The organism is Intestinibacillus sp. NTUH-41-i26 (genome assembly GCF_032769475.1).
Classification (GTDB): Bacteria; Bacillota; Clostridia; order Oscillospirales; family Butyricicoccaceae; genus Agathobaculum; species Agathobaculum ammoniilyticum.
This window is the reverse complement of the sequence record NZ_CP136477.1, coordinates 2,284,674-2,303,073: the sequence shown is the minus strand read 5'-3', so window position 1 is coordinate 2,303,073 and position 18,400 is coordinate 2,284,674. Positions and strand designations below refer to the sequence as shown.

Below are 18,400 nucleotides of genomic sequence, written 5' to 3'. Positions count from 1 at the left end.
CGGGCTGCGGAAAGGAGTGGAAGCAAGTGAACGGCAAAGAGTTTTTGGGACGGGGCCTGAAATTCCCCCTGCAGGTGGACCCGCGCACAGGCAAATTCGCTATGGTCGGGCAGGAGGAGGATATTCGCGAGGCCATCGGCATCATCCTGAATACCGTGCAGGGCGAGCGCGTGATGCGGCCCGGCTTTGGTTCCAACGTGATCGAATATACCTTTGCCGCCGCCTCCAGTTCCATGATGCAGAGCATCTCCTATGAGGTGCGCGAGCAGCTTTTGCTGCAGGAGCCCCGCATTGTGGACGTGGAGGTGGCCTGCCGCGAGTTGAACCGGCTGACCGGCGCGATCGTGGTAGAGGTCAGCTATACGGTGCGCAGCACCAACAATCGCTATAACCATGTTTATCCGTTTTATCTGACGGAAGGATCGGAAGGGGGTAATGCGCTGTGAACACCCCCTTGCTGGACCCGCGCACGCTGGACACTCTGCGGCGGCAGGTCCGGTCGCTGGCTGCGGCTTACACGCCGGAGTGGCGCTTTGAGGACGCGCAGGACGACCCAGGCGCGGCGCTGGCCGAGCTGTTCTGCCGCATGTTCGAGCAGACGGTTGACCGTATGAATTCCGTACCGGAAAAGCTGTATACCGAATTCCTCAACCTGATCGGCTTCCGTCCGCCCGCGCCCGCGTCTGCCGCCGGCACGTTGCAGTTCACCGTGCATGAAACGGTGGAGGAGCCGGTGGCCGTGCCGGCGGGTACGCAGGTGTTCACGCCGGACGGACAGGGCGACAATATCGTTTATGAGACCGAGCGTGCCATCGAGGCCACCCCAGCGCGCCTGCTGGATATCTACTATGCGGATGGTGTGGCGGACTGGCTGGAAAAGACCGACCTGACGCGGCCGCAGCGGTTTTTCACCCCTTGTGGAGATAACCTGCAGCGCCACCGCTTCTGGCTCAGCCAGCCGGACATGCTGCGGCTGGACTGCCCGTGTACGGTGGAGCTGGAGCTGCGGCAGAGCGCGCGCTATCTGGAAGAGGAGAGCGCAAAGAAGCTGGCCGCGCTACAGTGGAGCTATATGCACGCGGGTGAAAGCCTGCCGTTCGACACGGTGCGCGCGGAAAACGGCAGGCTGGTGCTGGAAAAGCACAGCAGCCTGTCGATCGACGCGGACGAGGCGGGCAGGCGGTGCATCTGCTGCACCGGCCGGCCGGACGCGGCGTTGACTATCGAGGGCGCCCTCCTGCGCTCCGCACCGCTGGCGCGCTGCCGGGCGGATACGCTGTTTTGCGGCGACCTGCCCATCGCGCTGCCGGAGGGCGGCTATTGCTTCGGCCAGCGGCCCATGCCATACGCGTTGTTCTATATCCGGTCGGACACGGTGCTGACCAAGCGCGGCGCAACGGCCAACCTGCGGCTGGATATCGCGCCGATTGCGGAGGAACCGCCTGAGCAGCCGCCGCACTATAACTTTACGCAGGCGATCATTGATAAAAGGGGCGCGGTCGAGCGCAAGCCGGACAACGCCTATATCTCCGCCGTGGTGTGGGAGTATTACAACGGCGGCGGATGGCGGCGGCTGGAGACCGAGGGCGACAGGAATCCATTTTTCCTGCAAGCGGGACGGCGTACTCGAGACCCGCTTCACCGTGCCGGACGACATCGCGCCGTGCGAGGTCAACGCCGAGACGGGTCTGTATATCCGCGCCCGCGTGGCCGAGGTGGAAAACCGCTTTTCCGATTATGCACGCTGGATCGTGCCGTTCGTGCGTGGAGCCGAACTGTCCTGGGCGTACGACGCGCTCGTACCCGCAGAACAGTGCGGTGCGGAGAACAACGGCCGCCGCACGGTAGCCGAGGGCGCGGACCGCATCACCGACCTGCACCTGCCCGCGCTCGAGCCGATGGAGTCGACGCCGCGCGCCATGTACCTGCGGTTTGACCATTCGCCACACGCGATGCCGCTTTCCCTGCTGTTCGAGGTCGTCGGCCGCGTGCCGCTGACCGACAAGCTGGTCTGGGAGTGCTGCACGGGCGAGCGGTTCGAGGCGGTCGCGGCCGTTGACCTGACGGGCAACCTGCACCACACCGGACAGGTGATGCTGTACTTGCCTGAGCGCCTGCCGCGCGTTTCCCTGTTCGGGGCGGAGGGCTGCTGGCTGCGCGTCAGCCGCAGCTCGGGCTTCCAGGGGCCGGAGCCGTGCATCGCCGCGGTGCGGCTGAACACGGTCACGGCGCGGCAGCTTCAGCGGGAGCAGGCTCTGTATTTCAACACCGCGCCCTATGACGCGGGCAAGACGATTACGCTCCTGCGCACGCCCGTGGCCACCTGCGAGGTATGGGTGGACGAGGCGGGCGCACTGCCGCTGGCGGATGCGCAGCGCCTCGCTGAGCAACAGCCCGAGGACGTGCGTCTGGAATGGGCGGACAGCGTGCTGACGCACTGCTGGGTGCGGTGGCGGCAGGTGGACGACTTGGCGCTGGCCGCACCGGACGCGCGCGCGTTCGTGCTTGATCCGTATGCGGGGACGGTGTCCTTCGGCGACGGGCGGCGCGGCCGCGTGCCTGCCCCGGGCGACCGCACGGTCTGCGTCCGCTATGTCAGCGGCGGCGGCGCGCGCGGCAATGTACCAGCGGGGCGGGTGAACGCGCTGGTCGGCGCGCTGCCCCGCATCAGCGGTGTAGTCAACATCACGCCGATGGGCGGCGGCACCGACCGCTTCCCACAGGAACGGATCGAGGCGGTCGGCAACAAGCGCCTGCGCCACCGCGGCCGCGCGGCAGGCGCGAGCGATTTTGAAGAGCTGGTACTCGAGGCTTTCCCGCAGGTGCTGCATGTGAAATGCTTTTCCGGACGGGACGAAAAGGGCGCCCGCGCGCCCGGGCATGTGACCGTGGTCGTGACCGGCGTGGACGACGGACCCGCCGCCGATCGGCTGTGCGACCGCATCTATGCCTTCCTTGCGGAGCGGTGCAGTTGTTGCCTGACCGCTGAGGGCAGGCTGCACGTCTGTCCGGCGACCGTGATTACCGTGAGCACGCGCATCGCGGTCGAACTGGAGGAGATAGACTGCGCGGCGGAGATCCAGCGGGAGATCATTCGCCGGATCGAAACGCTGATCGGCGATACCTGGCGGCAGCGCCGGATCGGCAGCCAGATCCGCACGGACGAGCTGTGGCGCGTGGTACGCGATACGCCGGGCGTGCATACGATCGACCGGATACTGGCCGAGGGCGCGTTTGACGAGGACGGCCGCGCGCGGCTCGTCCCATTAGAGCATGATGCGGATTTCCCGTATGCAGTAGTGCGCAGCGGTGTACATTATGTACGGGTGCGATAGAAAAACTGACCAGGAAAGGAGGGACGGCCTGTGCTGATCCCGCGCGAGCTGGACGACCAGCGCTTTGAGGATATCATGCACGAGGCGGTCGGCCGCCTGCCGTGGCTGTGTCCGCAGTGGACCGACCACAATGCGCACGACCCGGGCATCACGCTTTTGGAGCTGATGGCCTGGTATAAGGAGATGCAGCAATACCAGATGGACCAGCTCACGCCCTCCCTGCGGCGGGGGCTGCTGGCGCTGGCCGGGGTGTGCCCCACGCCGCCGCAGCCCGCGGTCTGCGCGCTGGAGGCGGCGGACACGCAGGCGCGGCCCGCGTTCAGCCGCCTGACCAGCCGGCAGGAGGTGTGCTTTGAACTGCTCGAGCCGATTATGGCGCGCCGTACGACGCTCGAGCGCGTGCAGATCGAGCAGGAGGGGCGCGCCACGGACGCGGCTGATCTGCTGTCCGGCAGCATGGAGCTGCGGCCCTTTCTGTTCAGCGGACAGAGCGGCAGCGCGCTGCGGCTGGGCTTTTCCGGCGAGACGGGCGGGACGCTGCGGCTGTGGTTCGACGTAACGCCGCCGCAGGGCGCGGCTCGCAACCCGTTCGACGCGGGGCAGGATCCGCCGCGGGACATCGCGTGGACCTTTGAGGGGGCGGCGCAGGTGCGGCCGCTCTCCGATGAAACCTATGCGTTCAGCCGGAGCGGTTATGTGCGCTTGGCCGCGCCCGTGGACTGGCCCGCGGATGCGGACGGCCTGCGCTGGCTGCGGCTGACGCTCATTCGTGCGGGCTGCGAGGAGCAGCCGCGCCTGTGCGGCGTGTCCGACCGCCGGTATCAGGCGGCGCAGCAGCAGACCCGCGCCCGTAGCCACTGGTTCACCGTGGAAGCGGGCGCGGGGCAGCGGGTCACGCTGGAGGACGCGCTCGCGCGCACGGCAGAGCTGGCCGTGTTCCTGCGCACGGCGCAGGGGCTGACCCAGCTCGAACAGTATGAGGAGGAGAATGTGGCGAAGGGACGTACCCTGCTGCTTGATGCTCAGGCCGCAGCCATGGATGGGGCGGACAATGTGTTAGTGGTCTGCCTGGATCCGGTTCGGGTACACGATCTGCTGTTCGATACCGTGGGCCGGCCGGGGGAGGAACTGTACCTGAATCTGGACGGCCAGACCGTGCTGCCGCAGCGCTTCCGCCTGCTGTGCCAGACGCTCGAACCGGACGGTGCGGTCCGTCCTGCGGTGTGGCACTGTGTGGATGACCTGTATGCCTGCGGCCCGCGCGACCGGGCGTTCACCTACGATCCGGTGCGGGAGACGGTTTCTTTCGGCAATGGGCGATACGGCGCGATGGTTGTGCCGGGCAAGGGCTCGGTGCTGGTGATGGATCTGACGGTGTCCCAGTGCGGCATGGGCAATATACCGGCGGACGCGGGCTTGTATTTCGAGGACGGCGGCCAGCCGGCCGGCAACACCGCCGCCTGCGGCGGGCGGGACGCGGAATCCTTGGCCAAGGCGGGGCAGCGGCTGCTGCGGCAGCTTTGCCATACAGGGAAATGCCTGTCTGCCGGCGATTATGAGGAGCAGGCGCGGCGCACACCAGGCCTGCGCGTCGCGGCGGCCAAGGCGCTGCCGGATTATGACCCGCAGGCGCCTGTGGGCGCGCGCGGGCGCGCGATGGTGACGGTGGTCGTGATTCCGGCCTCAGAGGAGAAGCGGCCCGCGCCGGACACGCGTTTTCTGGCGGCGGTGGCCCGTCGGCTGGGGCAGCGCCGGACGATCGGCGTGCGCACACAGGCGATCGGCCCGCGGTATGTGGACGTGGATGTCACGGTACAGTTGCGTACCAACGGCACGCTGGACCGCCGCACGGTGGAGGACGCGCTGGAAGCGCGTCTGTCGGCCGCGCGTGCGGATATCGGCGCACCGGTGCGGCGGAGCGACATGCTGGCACTGGTGCAGAAGCTGTCCGGCGTGCTGGAGGTGCAGAGGCTGGAGCTGCGCGGCGCGGGACCGGACGCGTACCAGACCGCGGCGGGCGATATCCGTGTGCCGCCAGACGGGGTTGCCGTGCTGCGGCGCGCGGAGGTGGAGATCGGCCGCATATAGCCGCCGGTCTCCCGTAAAGGAGGGAAAACATGAGCGCCATCAAGGATCTTATGACATTATGCTGCCGCGAGCAGTGGCAGAATGGGCTGTTCCGCCATGTGGCGTGCGAGGGCGACGCGCTGGTGCTGCCACCCCCGCACCACGCGGGTGCGTTCTGCCTGCCGCCCGTGGACAGCGGGGAGAAGGGCTTTGCCTGGAGCCGGCTGATCGTGGACGCCGTGCTGCCGCAGGACTGCGGGCTGCGCATCTATACCCGCTGCGCGGACGCGCCGGACTGGGCTGCGTGGGAGGCGCTGCAGGCCGCCTTTGACGCGCCCGGGGAGGACGATCCCCTGCCGCTGCTGCGGCGCTGCTACGGCGCGCCCGAGCCGCCTGGCACGGACTGCTGGCTTTCCGGCGCCGGCCGCTACCTGTGGGTCGCTTTCGAACTGACGGCGACCGGCGCGTGCGCGCCTTCTGTCACGGCGCTGCACCTGCGCATGGGCGGCGACCATATGATCGACTACCTGCCGTCGATCTATCGGGGGGACGACTTCACCCAGCGTTACCTTTCCATTTATAACAGCATGCTTCAGGATATGGAGGACGCGGTGGAGGCCCTGCCCCGGCAGCTCGACGCGGCGGGCGCTTCGGATGCGATGCTGGGCTGTCTGGCGCAGTGGGTGTGCGTGGAACAGGGGGAAAAGGACGCGCGCGCGCGCATCCGTACCGCGCTGGACGACTTTGAAGCCCTGTACACCGTGGCGGGCGTGCGGCGCAGCGTACACCGCCTGACCGGACGGGAGCCGCTCATCATCGAGCATTTCATGGTGGACCCCAATCGGGCAGAGTGCCGCAACCCCGTGCTGTACCGCAGGCTGTACGGCGACGATCCCTACCGCTTTTTCGTCCTGCTGAACGAGGACGCCTTTGCCAGCCGCGACCGGATGGAATGGTTTTTGGTGCGGATGCAGGGGCTGATCCCAGCGGGAATGTCGCTCGAACTGGTGCTGCTTAAGCAGTGCGTGCAGCTTGACTGGCATACCTACTTGGGCATCAACTCGCGCGTGGGCAGCTATGTCCCTGCGGTGATAGACGAAAACGTCACGATTCATTATGATACAACGATCGGAGGAGCGACAACATGAGCAATGCTGATTTTTTCCCCATGGAACGCAACCGGTATTTTTATGGAAAGCTGTTGACCGTGCGTGATTTTGAGATCGAGCAGCGCTATAACCGCAGCAAAACCCAGCTGTTCAACCGGCTGCGCTTCGGCGCGGGCGTGGTGTGCGGCCTCGGCGTGGCGGCGAGCGACGATACAACCCTGCTGATTGAGAGTGGCATGGCGCTGGACTATCAGGGGCGCATGATCATGCTCGAAGAACCCATGCTGCGCAAGCTGCAGATGATCGAGGGGCAGGAGTCGCTCCTCGGGCAGAGCACAGGATACCTCTGCATGGCCTATGACGAGACCGATATCGAGCCGGTCAACGCGGTGGGTGCAGATACAGGCGAGAGCCGGCAGTTCAATATGACGCGCGAGGGCTGCCGCGTGTACCTGACCGCCCAGCCGCCCGCCTACCAGGAGCTGCTGGAAGCCGCCGGCCGCGAAAATGTGACCGTGCTGTACGCCTCGAACGAATTGACGCTCGTGCTGAGCGTGCCGTCCAACGTGTGCGGCGGGCAGGAGTTCGAGGTACAGATGCTGGTGGTCAAGAACGAAAAAACGCCGCCCGTCCATTTCCGGCTGGACGGCGAGAGCGCGTTCGTCGAAAGCGAGAACGGCCGTGTGTGCATGGAATTCAGCGAAAGTCCGGAGGAAAAGCGCCGCGTATACACGGCAGCTTTCACACTCCGCGCCCGTCAGCTCCGCGATGTGGACAGCAAGCTGTTCCCCTCCGGCGGCGAGCTTGATCTCGAGCTGGGCAGCCACCGGTATAAGAACTACATCGAGGTCGAGGCCGGAGTACATCTGTGCAGTGACCAGGCGGACCTGGACGCGCGCGTGCGCACGGCAGACAATCTGGACCGTCGCCTGCTCGGCCGCGATATCCCGATCTACCTGGCAAAGCTCGAGCTGATCAACTCCGCGGGCGGCGTGTTTCTGAGCGGCGTGACTGATCTGCCGTTCGGGCAGGCGCTCGGCCGTCAGGCAGGGCAGACCGGCGGGGGAGGCGGGCCGCAGGCGGTCACGACCTCGGTGCGCAGCCTGGAATACTGGCAGAAGCCGGATGTGAAGGCGGTCTATCAGGCAGCGACCGGAGCGCTGCATTTTGACTTCGGCATCCCCTCTCCGGAGCAGTATGACTACGCGGTCGCGCACGGCACGGTGGACCTGACCCTACCGGGCGGCATCCGCGTCAACAGCCGCGTGTATTCGGACGAGATCGCGCACGGGCTGGGGCCGGGCGCGGTGGATATTCGCCTGAGCGTGGAATTTGAGGACAAGGCGAGCGGCGATGAAACCGTCCTGCTGTACGGCAGCAGCGAGGTATTCAAGGGTAAGAACGCGCCGGCCGCGCCGCCCTGGGCGGAGGCCGCGGCGCTGGTCTATCCGGAGCGCGGCACCATGCGCATCGGCCTGTGGCTCCACGACAGCGTGGACGGCAACCGCCTGACCGTGCATTACTTCGCACAGAAGCCCGAGCGGGACACCAGCCGTATCCTGGCGCAGCGCAAGGTGAGCATCAGCGTCACGCCGGAGTTCTCGCGCGTGAGCTGCCGCGGCACGCTGCGCTTCGAGGCCGACGTGGTAGGCAGCGAGGATAAAAGCGTGCGCTGGCAGGTGCGCGAGGAGAATGGCGGCGCGATCGACCGCAACGGCATCTATCAGGCGCCCGAACTGGCGGGTACCTATGAGATCATCGCCACCGCGGGCGTGGACGAGAGCGTGACGGCGAGCGCGTTCGTCATCGTGGAATAAAGCAGGATAACGGGAAAGGAGGGCGCGCATGGAAACGGTGATGGTGCGCGGGCGGTATAAGATCGTCCGCGTGTTGGAGGCGGGAGACGATTATGCCTTTGCAGAGGCTGTGGATATCACGGAGCGCGAAACCCCTGTGCGCCTGCTCAATATCTATGAGGGGGCGTGGCTGCCCATCTATGCGCGGCTTTTCTCCGAGATAAAGGACTGCCCGGCCTTTTGCGAGGCTTTTCTGGCGGAGGAGAGCCTGACCGCGGTATTCCGGCCCTGCGGCGGCGTGCCGATCGATCGGGTTTTTTACCGCGGCGCGGATTGGTCTTGGCGCGACCGGCTGGCCTTTGCCGAGCAGCTCCTGCACCAGGCGCTGCTGTTGGCGGACCTGCCGCCAGCGGTCGGCTGTGCGGCGCTGCTGGCGGATAACGTGCGGGTGGACGCGAGGGAAAAACGCATCGCCCTGCGCTTTCGCATACACCCGATGGAGGCGATGAACGCGCGCGAGCTGGCACTGCTGGCCTCCGACCACGCGCGCAAGATACTGGCGCCCCGCTTCCGGCAGGGGGACGCGGAGCGCGCGTTCTGCCGCCGGCTGGAACGGGGGGATTTCCCGTCCATCGTTCCGCTGTACGCAGGCTGGCATCGGGCGGTGGAGGAGATTACTGTGGAATACGAGGCGCTCGATCAAAAAAATGCGTTCAAGCGCTGGTTTGCGTTCCTGTGGAAAAACATAAAGAGGGCGTTCAGACGAAACCGGAGGTAAAACTGTGGGTGCGGCACGAAACAAGATATCATTCATCATCATCGGCATATTGACCGCGTTTGTGCTGGCGCTGTTCTTCCAGCCGCTCGCGGCGGACTGCCTGTCCGTGCTGGTCAACGGCTGGGGGACCGAACGGTATCTGGCTGCGTCGGCCGGGGAAGGATCGGCCGCGGTGGTCAGCCGGACGGACGACGCTTTCCGCCTGACGACCGGCACGCTGGACGGACGGCGGACGGGCGAGCGGACCGTACAGCTGCCGGTTTCAGCGGTGGACTGCACGGTCGCGGGCCTGTATCCGGCGGCGGACGGGGCGGTTTGGCTCGGCGTATATGAGCGGGCGGACAGCGCATCGCAGAACCTGTCCGTTTACCGCATCCCGACGGACGGAGAAGCGGAGCGCCTGCTCGTGTATCCCTGCACGGGCGCGGCGACAGGGCAGGGTACGTTCCTGTCCGGTTTCAGCGAGCAGGACGGCGCGGTGCAGTTTGTGCTGGTGGATGACGGCATGGCGCAGATATACCGCTGCGGCGCGGGAAGTGGCCTGCAGCAAGGCGAGCTTCTGCCCGCCCGCGGCGCGTCCGCGGCCGCGGTGCTGGCGGACGCGACGGCCGCGCTCGGCGGCGCGGGGTGGCTCGAGCTGGACGGGAGGAGCGTGGACTTTTCCCTGGACAACTGCATAGTGGCATATTTGACACAGGTTGGCACGGGTCTTTTTTACATAGACAGCGCCAGCCTAAAGGTGTTTTATTGCGACCTTGCCGGGACGGCGTGCGCGGAGGTGTTCGACCTTGGGCGCAGCGCGACGCTGGACGGGCTGAACAGTCTGTCGTTCGGCGGGGATGGCAGCGTGCTGCTGCTGCGGGACGGGCGCACGCTTGAACGGGTGACCGAGAGCCGCGTGGATTCGCTGAACGGCCTGCTGTACCGCTCGGACGCGGCCAGCATTGCGATACTGGCCGGCCTGCTGCTCGGCTGGCTGCTGGCAACGGCGCTGGTCTGGTACCTGCTGTGCGGCCGGCGGCACAGCTTCCTGCCGTTGGCGGTCGGCGCGGGCGGCGTACTGGCCGTGTGTGCGCTGGCGGCCGGCACGCTGGCCGGCGGCCTGATGGTCGGGCCGATGGTGCGCGGCAATCTGGTGCGAGAGGTGGAAAGCGTGCTGGCAGGCGCCGCGGTGATAGCGGCGGACAGCGGCGCGCCGGACGAAGAACTGCCCGCGCAGATCGAGAACAGCCTGAGCGCCCTGTCCTCGGGCGATTATGCGGCGGTAACGGCCGCGGTATACGAACAGAGCGGGGGCGGCTGGATAGTGTGCGGCGGCGCGCTGCCGGCGGGGAGCAGGGCGGCGCTTTCGCCGGGCTTTTCCGAAGCGCTGGCGCGGCAGGCTGTGTTAAACGGCAGCGCTTTCTCGCAGGAGGGGGAGGCGTTCTGCCTCTGCCTGTATCGGGAGGGGAAAGCGGTTTTCCTGACAGCGGCGGGCGGCGCGCTGGCCGCGCGGCTGGAGGATAACACAGCGCGTGTCATATCCGGCCTGTGGGCGGGTATCGCGCTGCTTTGGGCGGCGGCGGTGATCGTGCTGTTGTTGGTCGGCCGCGGGCTGGGCTGCGTCAGCCGTGCGATGGAGCGGTTGTCCGGCGGGAACACGGCCGCGCGGCTTTCGCTTTCCACCGGAGACGAGCTGGAAGGGCTGGCCGCGTCGTTCAACAGCATGGCGCGCGCCATGCAGCGGCAGGAGGACAACCTTGCGGGGGTGATCCGCGCCTATCTGCGGTTCGTACCCGAGCGCGTGCTCGCCCTGCTGGGCAAGGACTCGGTTTTGGAGGTTGACAAGCGCACGTTCGCATCGCGGCGCATGTCCGCGATGCAGGTATGGTTCGAGTTCCCAGGACGGGTATACGACAACGCCACACGCGCCTTGTTTGAAAGCATCAACGAGGTGATCGAGCGCACGGCCGCAATCGTGGCGCGCAAGGGTGGAACGGTGTTCAACTTCGCCTACAATGGCTATGACGTGGTGCTGGATGGCGGCGAGGCTGACGCGGTCAGCACGGCGGTAGCTGTGCAGCAGGAGGTGCTCTCGCTCAACGAGCAGCGCGCGATCGACGGCCTGCCGACGGTTACGCTGCGTATTGCGCTGGACGTGGGCGAGGTGATGATCGGCGTCGTCGGCGACGAGAACCAGATGGAGCCGGCCACGATCTCCGCCAGCTTTACCACCGCGCGCCACCTGATCGGCTTGGCAGGGCGGCTGGACGCGGGCATCCTGTGTACGGAGAACGTGATCGCCGGTGCGGCGGGCTATGGCAGCCGCTATATGGGCAAGAGCCGCCAGGGGGACGAGCTGCTCCGTGTTTACGAGATATTCGACGGCGACCCGTACGGCGTGCGCCGCGGCAAAGAGACGACCGGCCGGCAGTTTTCGCAGGGTGTGTTCGCGCTGTATAGCCATGATTTTGCCGCCGCCAAGCGCATCTTTCTCGAGCTGGTGCACGACCACCCGGGCGATGGCGGGGCGCGCTATTATCTCTATCTGGCTGACCGGCTGGCCAGCCGGCCGGAGCAGGAGGTCAGCCTGGAATATGGAATATGACGGGAGGGCTGCGCGATGGGCTTGACACAGCTTGACATCATCCGCAAACAGATCGAATCCACGGTCAAAAACCGCGCCGCGGGCGAGACGGCAAAGCTGCGGCGCAAGACCAGTCTGATCGGTGAAATCAGCCGGCTGGCCGGCAGGGCCAACAGCGCGATCGACGGAGCGGGACGCGATGCCGCGCGCCGTCGCGCGGGCAGGCAGCCGGAGGAGCTGGAGGACGACGCGGCATGGGACGCGCCGGACGAGGGCGCGCGGCCGTACATCTGCGCGGACGGCTATGTCCGCCGCTCGCCGGAGCAGACGCTTTACACCCCGCCGGATTACCGGCGCAGGCTGCTGTTGCGGGCGGCAGGGCTTGCGGCGGCGGTGGTACTGGCGCTGGCCGCGTTGTGGCTGCTGGTCCATTATTCCGTTTTGAGCATCTGAGAGAGTATGACGTGTAACAGGGGTACACGCCTGAGGAGGAACACATTTTGCTGAGCCATTTGCTGACACAACTGCTGCGGTCTTTCGGGATATTTTTCCGTACGATCCGTGCGTTTTTCACCCGCCGTCTGGTGGGGCTGTGGGCGCGTCTCAAACGGCTCACCAATTTTTCGCGGCAGGCGACCAAGGTGGCGGCGGACTCGCTGCAGTCCGCCGCTGCGATCGCCAAAAAGCCGACCTCGCGCGGCGATTATGTGGAGACCGGACGGCTGTTCATTTCCAAAAAGTTTTTGCTTACGCTGGCGGTCGGCGTGATCGTGCTGGCGCTGCTGGCGTATTTCGTGGCGTGGCCGTTCCTCCTGAGCCATTTCTTTACCGCGCATTTTTATGTGGGGGACAACCGCATCGAAAACTGGACCGGCCGTGTGGTCGTCTATTCGGATGCGGAGAAAACCCTCCCCCTGTATGAGGGACGGCTGGAGGACGGCCTGCTGCAGGGCCAGGGCAGGGAATACGACGAGGCGGGGCTGCTCCTTTACGAGGGCACGTTCGCGGACGGCCGCCGCGAGGGCAAAGGCACGGCCTATGAGGCGGGGCTCCTGCTGTACGAGGGCGAGTTTGCGGACGGCCTGTATGAGGGAGAAGGGACGCTGTATCAGGACGGCGTGCTGCTGTACGAGGGAGGCTTTGCCGGCGGCGTACAGTCCGGCGAGGGTATGGCGTATTACGCAAACGGCGGCGTGCAGTACAAAGGTGCGTTCGCGGACGGCCTGTATGAGGGCCAGGGGACGGCATACGACGAGCAGGGCGTCAAGCTATACGAGGGCGGCTTCGCGCAGGGACTGTATAGCGGCGAGGGCAGCCTGTATCCGGCGGAAAACGAGCGGATCGACGCGGTATTTGCGGACGGCGCGCCCGACGGCTCAATCCAATGGTACAAGGCGGGACGGCTGTATTACGACGGCGAGGCGGACGGCACGGTCCCCATGGGCTTCGGCACCCTGTACACCCAGAGCGGCAAGACCGCCTATGTCGGCCGGATGGCGAACGGCACCGTGGACGGCGCCTGGCTGGTGACGCTGACCGCGGAGGAGTTCCGCGAGGCGCTCGGCGAGAGCGGCACGGCCGACTACGACAAGGTAAGCGGCGGCTTTGTCATCAGCTCGCCCGCCATCGGCCTGTCCGCGCTGTGCAGCTACCAGACCGCGGACAGCGAGCCGGCGGTGCATACGGTCTACCTGTCCGCGCCGCGCGAATCCCGCTTTGCTCTGCTGCCGGGGCAGGCGAACGTGACGCTGGATGGATGGCCGGCTCCCGCGGTAAGCACGCGGCAGTACAGCAAGACCGACGGCGTGAACCTGTCCACAGGTTCGTATGCCAGCGAGGTCTATGCGCTGGACGGCTGCAACGCCGAGGTGCTGCGCAAAAACGACCAGGCCGTGCTGGTGCGCTGGGCGCTGGCCACCGCCCTGCCAGCCGCGTCGGATGCGGACGCTGCGGCGGAAGCGGAGGCCGCGGCCAAGGAGCAGGCACAACTCGAGGCGTTCCTGGCGTCGCTCGACCGGATGAACGGCACCGGCGCGGTGCAGCAGAGCGCGGAAAACCCGTATTACGGCCAGGCGGACGTGAGCGGCGCGTTTTCCGGCTGCGCGACCGCGTCCGACGCGGCGCGCGCGGTCGAGGCGATGCTGGACTATTGGGAGAATGCGGAGCAGCGCGCCGCGCTCGAGGGCAGTCTGACGCGCACGCAGGAGCTGCTGCGCGACGCGCAGAACGCGCAGGCGAGTGGCACGGGTAGTGCGGACGCGGTATCCGCGCTACAGAGCCGACAGACTGAGCTAAACGGTCAGATCAGCGTCTGCACCACCGAAATGGCCAAGGCCGCGATGGCGGCGGCCGCTGCGGGCGGCGGCGATCCCGCGTTGTACGACCTGAGCGAGCTATCCGTGCTGTTCGACCCGACGACGCTACAGGTCAACGATCTGGCGCTGGTGGCCGCCGCTTATGCGCAGGCCGGCGGCGATGCGGACAGTGCTGACAGCGCGGCGGACGACGCGCGCACGCTGGCGCTTAAAACGGCGCTGGCCGATCTTACGGCGGCATATAGCGGTGTAAACAGCGCGCGGTCCACCTATGAGCAGGCCGCGTCCGCGGCGTCGGACGCGGCGGGCGCCTATGCGATGGGTACGGGCAGCAAGGCGGGATGGTACGAAGCGCTCTCCGCGCGCGCGGACAGCCAGACCGCGCTCTATCAGGCGGTCGGCGTGTTCACCCGGCAGGCCAATACGCTCAACGAGCTGACCGGCGGCTGGGTATCGCGCACGCAGGACTGGCTGGCGGAGGCGCTGCTTCCGCTGTACGATACATCCGCACAATAACGGAAAGGAAGTGAACGGGCTTGGCTGATTATACTGCCATCGTCGAGGCGGGCAACGCAGTGGTGGAGCTGCTGCGCGACAGCCTGACCCCCGAGCCGCTGGGCAACCGCGAGCTAATCGCGCTGTGCTCTCCACATGAGAGCGAGAACAACCAGCTAACGCTGTACCTGTATCATATCGAGGAAGAAAATCAGAACATGACGAGCGGCTATTACCAGATGGACCAGAACACCCAGCGCCGCACGGCGGCGCAGTATACCCTGCGCTATCTGGCGACCGCCCATTCCAAAGCGCCGGCGCAGCTCCGGCAGGCCGACCAGCACCGCATTATCGGTGCGGCGATCCAGACCCTGCGGGACAATCCGGTCGTGCCGCAGCGGTACCTGGCCGGCTCGCTCGCGGAGGAGCGCGCGCAACTCCATCTGGCGGTGGAGAAGGTGCCGCTCGAACAGCTGCTCAAGATTTGGAACAACACCTCCAAGGAATACAAGCTGTCTTTCGTACTCATGGTCACCGGCGTGACGATCGCCTCCCGTCGGCAGCGCCGCATCGCGCGCGTCACCGATTTCAAGGTCGCGATCGATCCGGAGGCGCACGAGGGCCAGGTGCAGCGCCGCGTGAGCGCGGTGCTGCGGCTGCGGGACGGATTTTTGGGTACGCCGGTCGAAAACAGCGGCGCGCTGTTCCGCGTGGATGGCGCGCCCAGCCAGCCGCAGGCAAAGCAGGGCGGTTATCGGGTCTGGACCGATCTGCCGGCCGGTCGGCATACCCTGTCGGTCAGCCTGCGCGGCTTCCAGACCGAGGAGCTGGTCATGGAGATCCAGCCCGATGCGGTGTGGGAGGGCAGCGCCGACCTCAAGCCAGGGCTGGGCTATCCCTTTGGCAAGGACGCGGCCACGGTGCGCCTGACTGTCACGCGCGGCGGGAAGCCGCTGGCGGACCAGCCGGTCTGGCTGGCGGCGGCCGAGTCCGCGCCGCTCAAGCTGGCGCAGGATAAGGCGGAGCAGGGCGCGCAGACGCTGCGCCTGTTCTGCCGGGGCGGGGCGGACACGCTGCCCGTGCCGGGCGTATTCCTGCTTGAGGAGAAAGAGGCGCCCGAGCTGGTTCACCTGCAGGCGGTCGAGGGAGAGGAAGGCCGTCTGGCCGCGCCGTTGGCGCACGCGCACACGCGCGGCAGGGCGCTCCTGCCCGCGCAGCAGTATCGCACGGACGGGCAGGGCCGCCTCAGCATGATGCTGCGCGAGGCGGCACGGCTGGCCGTGTTCTGCGGCGGCAGCATACAGTACGCTGAGCCCGTCACGGACGGGGAGCAGGCGGTCATCCTGCGGTTTGAATAAGGAGAAAAAGCATGGCAAATCCAGTCGTCAATACAGCGGTATGCACCTGTTCGTTCGGCACCGTGCCGATGGTGCTGCCGGTCGTTTCTCAGCAGACGGTCATGATGGGCAGCATGCCCGCGGCGACCATTATGGACAACAAATGCACGACCTTCGGTATGTGTTCCTGCCCGGCCAATCCGGCGGTCGCGGCGGCGACCGCCGCTGCGCTGGGTGTGCTGACGCCCAGCGCCTGCATACCGGTAACCGTCGCGCCGTGGACGCCCGGCGCGCCGACCGTCGCGGTCTGCGGTAAAACACTGCTCAATAACGCGAGCAAGCTGATGTGCCAGTACGGCGGCGTGATTCAGGTGACGATGACGCCAGCGGTGACGGTCAAAACACCGTAAAAGGAGGAGACGCGATGCGGGCGGAGGAAATCCGGCCGGTCGACCTGACGACCGGCGCGGGGTATGACAGCCAATGGGCGCTGATGCACGACCTGTTCGTGTGGCTCGACCTGCGGCTGTACTATTTTTACGCACACCATCAATGGCTCGGCCCAGCGAGCGAGATGAAAAACATGCTCGGGCTGGTGGTGACGCGCGAGGAGTTCGAGCACCAGCTCGCCCGATCCGCCCAGATGGGGTTGGAGGAGGAACTGGAGCCGGAGGAGAGCGCTCAGATCGGGGAGGCGCAGGCGGCGATCGCCCTGCGGCTGGGGCGCAAGGGCGGGGCGGATATCCCGCTGCTGCGTCTGTTCGAGCGCTGCGGTCTGGATGCGTTCGAGCAGAACTGCGTGATATTGGCGTACGCGGCTGTGCTCGACCGCAAATATGAAAAGCTGCTCGCCTACTTGCAAGATGATATGACCCGCAAAAGCCCGGGTGTCGCGCTGGCGGTGCAGCTTTTCCTGCCTAAGGGCGGCGATATGGAGCAGTATCTGGCGCGATTCGCCTGGCAGGGGCGGTTTTCCCGCCTGTTCGAGCCGGACGCGCTGGCGCGGGGCGAGCTTGTGCTGCAGCCGCTGACGCTGGAATACCTTTCCGGTGGGACGATCGCGGGCCGGCAGGGATTGACGGTGTTCGACGGGGCGGCGGGCCGCCCGGACGGCCCGCTCATCGTGCAGGGGGAGGTCGCGCGGCGGCTGGACCGCATGATGGAGGAGCGCCTGCCCTGCGTACTCTGCCTGTCCGGCGGTGCGGGCAGCGGCAAGCGGTTCCAGATCGAGCACCTGCTGGCGCGGCACCGGCAGCGCGGCGTGTTCGCCGATCTGGAAGGGGAGGACTGGCGCGCGCGCGCCGGGGAGGCCGCGCTCGCGGCCTGCCTGCTGGACGCCTATCTGTGCTTTTACCATCTGGATCGGGAAAACGAGGCAGGCGACCGGATCGCCGCACCGCAGCAGTTAGTGGACGCGCTCTGCGCTATGGAAACCGGCAGGGAACGCCTGTTCCTGCTGTCGCGCCTGCCGGTGCGGGCGCGGGTGCAGCGGCTGACCGTCGATCTGGAACTGCCGCCGCTGACCGAGAGCGAGCGGCTCGAACTGTTCCGCACCCACCTGCGGGACAGCCGCCTGGCGCCCGACGTGACCGCCGAGGAGCTGGCGGCCAAGTTCCATTTCTCCCCACAGCAGATCCGACAGGCCTGCCGCCAGGCGGCGGGAATGGCGGCGCTGGACGGGCAGGAACTGCTGGACGGCGCGCGGCTGCATGCCGCCTGCTACCGGCAGGTGGTGCATAAGCTGGGCGATCTGGCGCACCGCGTGCCGGCGGCGTATACCTGGGACGACGTGGTGCTGCCCTCCGCGCAGAAGCGGCTGATACAGCAGGCCTGCGGGCATATCCGCTACCGCTACCGCGTGTATCATCAGTGGGGTTTTGAAAAAAAGGTCGCCTATGGCCGCGGACTGTCCATCCTGTTTGCGGGCGCGCCCGGCACGGGCAAGACCATGTGCGCGCAGATCATCGCGCGCCAGCTCAACATGGAGATGTACAAGATCAACATTTCGCAGATCGTCAGCAAATACATCGGCGAGACCGAGAAAAACCTGCAGGCGGTGTTCGCCGAGGCGAAGAACTCCAACTGCATCCTGTTTTTTGACGAATGCGACGCGCTGTTCGGCAAGCGCAGTGAGGTGAAGGACTCGCACGACCGCAACGCCAACGTCGAGGTTGCGTACCTGCTGCAGCAGATCGAGGAGTACGACGGGGTGTGCATCCTGGCGACCAACCTGATCGGCAACATCGACGAGGCGTTCATGCGCCGCATCACCTATGTGGTGAATTTCCCCTTTCCGGACCGCCGTATGCGCGAGGATATCTACCGGCGCATGATGCCCTCCGCCACCCCGCTGGCCGGGGATATCGACTGGGGCTTTCTGGCGGAGAAGTTCGAGCTGTCCGGCGGGCATATCAAGAATATCGTGCTGTCGGCCGCGTTCATGGCGGCGGGCGAGGACAGACCGATCGGCATGCGGCACCTGCTGCGCGCCGCGGTGGGCGAAATGAAGAAAAACGACATCGTCGTCGTGCGGGAGGAGCTGCGCGAGTATGCCGACCTGCTGACAGACGAGGGGGAACAGGCCCCGTAACGGAGAGGATGC

At 66.4% G+C, this 18,400-nt stretch carries 13 protein-coding genes; all 13 read left to right on the top strand.

The window, feature by feature from the left end:
• Positions 1-26: 26 nt before the first annotated feature.
• From RX717_RS11790 to RX717_RS11730, 13 genes are read left to right on the top strand one after another with little or no spacing between them, the layout of a single operon-like run.
• Complete coding sequence (locus RX717_RS11790; RefSeq protein ID WP_054326483.1) at positions 27-446, top strand: GPW/gp25 family protein; 420 nt, start codon at positions 27-29, stop codon at positions 444-446.
• Positions 443-1,936 (top strand): hypothetical protein, encoded by a 1,494-nt coding sequence (locus tag RX717_RS11785; RefSeq protein WP_316960302.1) that lies wholly within the window; start codon positions 443-445, stop codon positions 1,934-1,936. Before RX717_RS11790 ends, RX717_RS11785 begins: the two co-directional genes overlap by 4 nt.
• On the top strand, positions 1,899-3,335 hold the full coding sequence (locus RX717_RS11780) for a baseplate J/gp47 family protein (RefSeq protein WP_316960669.1): 1,437 nt from the start codon (positions 1,899-1,901) through the stop codon (positions 3,333-3,335). Before RX717_RS11785 ends, RX717_RS11780 begins: the two co-directional genes overlap by 38 nt.
• A 30-nt stretch (positions 3,336-3,365) precedes the next feature.
• Positions 3,366-5,423 (top strand): baseplate J/gp47 family protein, encoded by a 2,058-nt coding sequence (locus RX717_RS11775; RefSeq protein WP_107631785.1) that lies wholly within the window; start codon positions 3,366-3,368, stop codon positions 5,421-5,423.
• A 29-nt stretch (positions 5,424-5,452) separates the two neighbouring features.
• On the top strand, positions 5,453-6,550 hold the full coding sequence (locus tag RX717_RS11770) for a hypothetical protein (protein ID WP_054326486.1): 1,098 nt from the start codon (positions 5,453-5,455) through the stop codon (positions 6,548-6,550).
• The gene (locus RX717_RS11765; RefSeq protein WP_107631786.1) at positions 6,547-8,328 is read left to right on the top strand and encodes an Ig-like domain-containing protein; all 1,782 of its coding nucleotides are present in this window, start codon (positions 6,547-6,549) and stop codon (positions 8,326-8,328) included. Before RX717_RS11770 ends, RX717_RS11765 begins: the two co-directional genes overlap by 4 nt.
• 28 nt (positions 8,329-8,356) lie before the next feature.
• Entirely contained in the window at positions 8,357-9,085 is a 729-nt protein-coding gene (locus RX717_RS11760) for a hypothetical protein (protein ID WP_107631787.1), read from the top strand.
• A 4-nt stretch (positions 9,086-9,089) separates the two neighbouring features.
• Positions 9,090-11,672 (top strand): HAMP domain-containing protein, encoded by a 2,583-nt coding sequence (locus RX717_RS11755; RefSeq protein WP_107631788.1) that lies wholly within the window; start codon positions 9,090-9,092, stop codon positions 11,670-11,672.
• Positions 11,673-11,687: 15 nt separating this feature from the next.
• Entirely contained in the window at positions 11,688-12,104 is a 417-nt protein-coding gene (locus tag RX717_RS11750) for a hypothetical protein (RefSeq protein ID WP_054326493.1), read from the top strand.
• 47 nt (positions 12,105-12,151) lie between these two features.
• Positions 12,152-14,482 (top strand): MORN repeat-containing protein, encoded by a 2,331-nt coding sequence (locus RX717_RS11745; protein ID WP_107631789.1) that lies wholly within the window; start codon positions 12,152-12,154, stop codon positions 14,480-14,482.
• A 20-nt stretch (positions 14,483-14,502) separates the two neighbouring features.
• Positions 14,503-15,819 carry a DUF4255 domain-containing protein gene (locus RX717_RS11740; RefSeq protein WP_054326495.1) on the top strand — a complete coding sequence of 439 codons (1,317 nt, stop codon included), beginning with the start codon at positions 14,503-14,505 and terminating at the stop codon, positions 15,817-15,819.
• A gap of 11 nt (positions 15,820-15,830) precedes the next feature.
• Positions 15,831-16,208 carry a DUF4280 domain-containing protein gene (locus RX717_RS11735; RefSeq protein WP_054326496.1) on the top strand — a complete coding sequence of 126 codons (378 nt, stop codon included), beginning with the start codon at positions 15,831-15,833 and terminating at the stop codon, positions 16,206-16,208.
• Between the two features lie 14 nt (positions 16,209-16,222).
• Positions 16,223-18,388: an ATP-binding protein gene (locus RX717_RS11730; RefSeq protein ID WP_107631790.1), complete on the top strand. Its 2,166-nt coding sequence runs from the start codon at positions 16,223-16,225 to the stop codon at positions 18,386-18,388.
• The last annotated feature ends 12 nt before the right edge of the window (positions 18,389-18,400 follow it).